Below are 5,495 nucleotides of genomic sequence, written 5' to 3' on the forward strand. Positions count from 1 at the left end.
GTACAGCATGAATAAGCCAGCGTCTCATCTTCTCATCTTTCAAGTAATAGCTTGCTGGAATTGGCACAGCGTCTGTTGACCCGTTGCCGAGGCTTCAAAGGACCAGTCCCTCCACCTCTCTAGATAAGAAAACGATGATTGAATTTTTTTGAAATGTGATTGATTAAAATCTTATGCCCCTTTTCATTATATGTCAATGCTTAATTTAAATATTCTGTATTTTAAAAAATCGTTCTTGACAGGACATACCTTCCCCCTTTAGATTGAATAGTATCTTAATTTTAAAATTAAATAATCCTTATAAAGAGTCGGGGAAGGAATCTGGTCCGTTGATCCCGCAGCAACCTCTCCTTGTTGGAGAAGGTGCTCATTCCAGCAGACATTGTCTGAGAGATAAGGTTAAGCTATATAGCTTTTCACCTCTTTCCTCAGGGAAGAGGTTTTTTCTTAGCCTTTTTCCAAATGCTCTGTTAAGCGTTGTTATTTTTTTAAAGTGACTTATTCCATCTCAGGGCCATATACTATAAGACTCAATTCCATGCTGCTCATTAGAAATAGGGTCGTTGGGGAAGGACTCGCTTTCCTGAGGGGAACCGACAAGCCTCCTCAGTCTTCGACTTCCGGGGTCTCATCAGGCACCTTCTCCTACGGGAGTCTCCCCTTCCCCAACGACCCTTACGATAAGTGGAGCTTGGAATATCCTAATGAAAATTTTGGCCAGGACTTAAAAGATCCAGTAAGCTCAGCACAAAGAATGTTCGACTAAGTTCTTCACATCGTGTAAAACGACCCTGCGTCGTGCAGGGCCATGAAAAGCGACCGTTACCCCAACCATATCTCGTATCTGAGTCTTACACCTTCAGTAGCTTGATTCTAAATCAACTGCTAGAGACTGGTAAACCTAGGCAGGAATACATAACAGCTAGATTTTTTTAAACATAAAACCCAGTAAATCAATCAGAATAATAAATTATAGAAACAGGAGTGATGTAACTTGAGAAGATTACTTATTTTTTCGTTCGTCGGTTTTTTTGCCCAGCTGATCGACGGTGCCCTGGGGATGGCTTTTGGACTCAGCTCTTCCTCCCTTTTGCTCGCTTACGGGGTGGCTCCCGCCATTGCCTCCTCGTCCATCCATATGTCTGAAATCGCCACAACCGCTGTTTCAGGATTTTCCCATTATAAGTTCGGGAATCTGGACAAAAAATTAGCCCTGACCTTAATCGTTCCGGGAGCGATCAGCGCCTTTTTGGGAGCTGCTTTTCTAAGCAGTCTGCCTGGAGATATGATTAAGCCTTTCATCTCTTCTTTCTTACTTTTGCTCGGGGTTTATATCATCGCTCGCTTTCTTTTCCTGCGCCCGTCAAATGAGAACGGGAAGAGAATGCCGCTTAAAAAGCGTTTTCTATATCCACTTGGCTTCCTGGCAGGATTCTTAGATTCCATCGGCGGTGGTGGATGGGGACCTATTAACACCCCCGTTCTCCTTTCACAAAAAGGAGCAACACCGAGAAAAGTTATCGGTACAGTGGATACGACTGAGTTTGCTGTGACTACTTCTGCAACCCTTGGCTTTCTCCTGTTCTTAGGAATCGAACAGTTCAACTGGCTGTGGGTAGCGGCTTTTGTGATTGGAGGAGTCCTCGCAGCTCCGCTTGCTGCCTGGCTGGTCCGGATCATCCCGGCCGTGATTTTAGGCGTACTGGCGGGTGGATTTATTATTTTAGTGAATCTGCGTACTGTCCTTCTGTCCCTTTCCGTCAGCGGGGATGTGCTGGCGTTGATTTATACCGTCCTTATAGCGGGGTGGGCAGTTGCTGTCCTTTTCTCCATCAAGCGAAACATTCAATTTAACCGGCAGGACCCTTCTCCTATGAGAGAAACTTCGTAAGGATCTTTAAATATGCATGCCGCCTGTAAGACGGCTCTTCGGACGATGGCATCCAACAGGAATCTGGATAAGCGTGGTCTGATCGGATGCTTTCAAGTTATAGAGGGAGTCACAATGGTTAACATCAAATCCAAGTAAGGGGTGTCCGTTCATCCCAAGGGCGCTTGCTGACAGCAATAACCGCTGCATCAGCATCCCCGCTTCCATGTGCAGAATCCGGTACCCTCTATGTCCGAGCTCCTTACTATAAAAAGAACGGTCACCTGCTATATGAAGACAGATAGGGATCTGGTGAAAATGAACGTAAGCCATGTTCATTCCTGCCTGCAGCTCCGGTCGAAAGTCCCCCGCTTTCAATTTTAGTAAGGAATGAGATACGTGGTCATAACGATAAGCTCCATCCTCGATGCCTTCCACCTGATAAAAACATCCATAAAGAGACAGGCGAGAGGCTGTATCCTCCGCTTCATTAAGGTCTGTCGGGCATGCAAAAAAGGAAGCACAGGCATGCTGAAGAAGAGCAGCCAGCTTCTCTGCGTTGATCTTTCCCGGTATAAAATCCATCTCTGGGGAATGCCGGTTCCGGAATACCTCATATTTGTTTGCATTCAGCTTTTCTCCTTCAGGCAGAGTTATCCCCGGCCTGTTCTCCCTCTTCCGCTGCCCTTTTTCTAGAATACTGAATAATCCTGTTAATTCCATCATGGAACTTTGGTTTACCTCCATAATTTGAGGAAATTCCTTTACGTTTTGGGAGCGTTGAACATAGCTGATTTTAAGTGCTGGAAGTTCAGCGCACAGCTCTTTTGCACTTTGTTTTATCCCGCCCCCCCTCTGGATAGGTAGTTCTTTTTTCCTGGATAAAGGGATCACCGCATAGATACTTTCCTCCCTGCCATCGAGCCCGAGCAGATGGTTGACCGCCTGATCCAGAAATTGAAAATGAATCCGGGCATGATAACGAAAATGTTGCCCCGCCTCAAGCATCTGACCGATAAGCGCCCCTGCATCAAGTCCCTGCAATCGATAAGAAAAATTATGGTATTTAAAGAAATTCTTCCAGAACATCGACGAGATCATGATGGCACCAAAACCATCCTCAAGATTCGCACGATTGCCGAGAGTGCGATTCAAATAGGAATCGAAATTTCCTTCGCGAAGTAAGAGAAGGCGATGGTGGGCAGCATCATAATGATACATGCCGTGCGGCAGCTCTTCCACTTTCAAGTAGATGTACAGTTCGTTTGGGTAAAGACCGCCGCCTGAGGGAGCGAAGCGCCGCAGAGATTGGATCGTTTCCACGGATTCTCCCCCCGCCGTCAGTGCGGTTTGGCTGAACTGCGTCAATCCATAACTGCACCAGAGAAAAGAACCCAGGGCAGGAAGATTCGTTTTGCAGGTCGCGCCCTCCTTTTTAGAAGAAAGCGGAACCCTATGAGGCAGTGAAAACTCCGGTAACCCGCGGTAAATTTTAAAAGGAAGCGGAGCGTCCTCCCAGTCGATTTCCCAGTCACCTGGATTTACTTGATCACTATGAAAGTGCAGTTGATGTAAGAACAAGTCTAGATCCATGACGAACCTCCTTGAACCCGTTAAGGAAATGGGTGTGGATAAGGATTAAGATCATCTATCGTCAGCGGCCGACTGACATAGCCTAGTTTTTTTGGCACGTTTAATACTCTGTTAAGACCTGTAATACGAGTGAGGTGGTGACCAAATGTCATGGGCAGCATCCCCGGGATTAATACTTTTACGCAGTGAAGATCGTTTCTTCGGATCTCGGGCGTGGTTTGATCTACCACGATGACATCAAGGTCCAACTTGCTGAAGACCTTCAGAAGATCTCGGACGTCATCCGTCAGATCAGGATGGCTCCGCTTCCAGTTAAACGCCTCTGCAAATGACTGCTGCTTCTGCTCGTTTTTCAACAAAAAGTCAAGCCGCTCTTCTGCTTCCGGAAGGCCATACAGCATCCCGTGGTCATCCATTTTCTCAACGAGTGACGAATCATCCAGCATGGCGGCATATTTGTCTTTATTCTGTTCGAATTCTTTATTCAATGGTTTAACCATGCCTATACTTTCTACAATTGCGCTTTTTACCGCTCTAATCGGATCAAGATGGGCACCGGCTGCGCAAATAAGGTTCAATCCGGCCTGATCGGGGTCACTTTTTTTGATAATCGTGAATATACACGGAATGCCGTGCTCCATGGTGGCATTGTACAAGTAGAGGTCATAGCCTGCTTCCTCACGCATCCGGTCGATCATTAACAACAGCTCTTTATCCTCTGAAGTGTATGGATCAATGCGCGGGAGCGGGAGTCTGGCGTACCACGTGATGAGAAAAGAATCCCGTTCCAGTACTTCAAGCATTCCGTGGAAAATGGCTTCCTCCAGACTGCCGCCGAGCGCACATCCATTGGAAGTTTCAAATACAAATCCATCCCCGCAGCCCATGCTGTAATATGCGAGCCGCTCCGGAACCAGGAGGGGGGCTTTATTCTGAAGAGAGTAACCCCACACCCAGTTCATTTTTCGATCCGGGTGGAAAGCGGTAAAGGGAAAATGGGGCTGCGCGTACTGTTTGTTCGAATGAACCCCCACTTGAAGGGGATGAAGAGCAGACTTAAGATTGCTGTAGCTATCAAAGACAGTCGTTCGTTTTCCCCGTGGTTCCATCCCGCACGAACGTTCCAGTCCTTCGAGGATGGCGGTCATTTCACTTTCAGCGTACGAGTTTGTTCGTCCTGCTGTTCCTTCATCCCCGCCCATTATAGGAAGGTTGACAATGACATCGGCAAACGGTGTTTCAAAATCCTGCAATTTATTGTTTAACATTCCAGTCCTAGAGTCGAGATAATCTTTTGAAAGGACGCTGCTTAACTCTTCCTTTGACCGGCACCGATAGCTGTTTTTATGAATTTTCATACTTGGCTCAAGCGTGATTTCGGCAGCCGAAGCTGAATCCTCCGGCCGAATGCTGCAAACCGGGCATAAGGAATCCGGAAGAATGACATGACGTGATGTTTCCAGGGTCCTAAGATCTATCCGGTAAATCGATTCTTTGAATAACGTAGGTCGCTCATTACATACCTGCTCGACTTCATTTTTAATCAGGCAGGCCATTTGCCTGAAGGCTGTTTCCGATTCCCATTCATCCTGTCGACCGGCCTGATTTTCAAGGAGAGCCTGATGCATCCTCCATAGATCCTGTCTATCTGTAGCTGCCATCAATCTCCGGGACTCCGCACATTGAGAACAGCCTGCACTTCGGGGCCTTACAAGCGGACCTGCAACCCCTGCCCCAAAGGAGACGAATCCAGGAAGCCACTCCACACCACAGCTCACGGCCGCCGCTTTCGCCTGAAGATAAATCGATGGATCCCAGGTATCATGGAGCACAATCATCAGTCTCGTATCCTCAGGTATAGGCGCGTTAAAATCAGGCAGCCGGGCAAGCTCCCATTGGGGACTCAGCTCTTCCGCTGTCAGATGAAGCAGTCTTCCTCTACCGACCAGTGCAATGGTGGAATTCACCCTGTCTCCTCCTCTCTCACAACCACTCCGAAGAGATCAATAATCCCATCGCCTTTAAAAGGGTC

At 47.3% G+C, this 5,495-nt stretch carries 3 protein-coding genes and 2 riboswitches; of the genes, 1 reads left to right on the top strand and 2 read right to left on the bottom strand.

Translation table 11 applies throughout. The annotated features are described in order from the left end of the window. Nucleotides 1–29: 29 nt before the first annotated feature. A riboswitch (SAM riboswitch) is annotated at nt 30–130 on the bottom strand. A 165-nt stretch (nt 131–295) separates the two neighbouring features. Further along, a riboswitch (SAM riboswitch) is annotated at nt 296–400 on the top strand. A gap of 594 nt (nt 401–994) precedes the next feature. Further along, the gene (locus WAM07_RS13660) at nt 995–1,891 is read left to right on the top strand and encodes a sulfite exporter TauE/SafE family protein (RefSeq protein ID WP_422167685.1); all 897 of its coding nucleotides are present in this window, start codon (nt 995–997) and stop codon (nt 1,889–1,891) included. A gap of 6 nt (nt 1,892–1,897) precedes the next feature. Here the strand turns inward: WAM07_RS13660 and WAM07_RS13665 are convergent, their stop codons facing one another. Next, entirely contained in the window at nt 1,898–3,463 is a 1,566-nt protein-coding gene (locus WAM07_RS13665) for a SagB/ThcOx family dehydrogenase (protein ID WP_422167687.1), read from the bottom strand. A 20-nt stretch (nt 3,464–3,483) separates the two neighbouring features. Then, on the bottom strand, nt 3,484–5,430 hold the full coding sequence (locus WAM07_RS13670) for a TOMM precursor leader peptide-binding protein (RefSeq protein ID WP_422167689.1): 1,947 nt from the start codon (nt 5,428–5,430) through the stop codon (nt 3,484–3,486). Nucleotides 5,431–5,495 lie beyond the last annotated feature (65 nt).

It is taken from the genome of Halobacillus sp. (assembly GCF_049282395.1).
In the GTDB taxonomy this organism is placed as follows: domain Bacteria; phylum Bacillota; class Bacilli; order Bacillales; family Halobacillaceae; genus Halobacillus.

What these genes read in the sequence shown, in the direction of transcription:
- WAM07_RS13665 (WP_422167687.1), bottom strand. Translation starts at nt 3,463, where the DNA reads ATGGATCTAGACTTGTTCTTACATCAACTGCACTTTCATAGTGATCAA.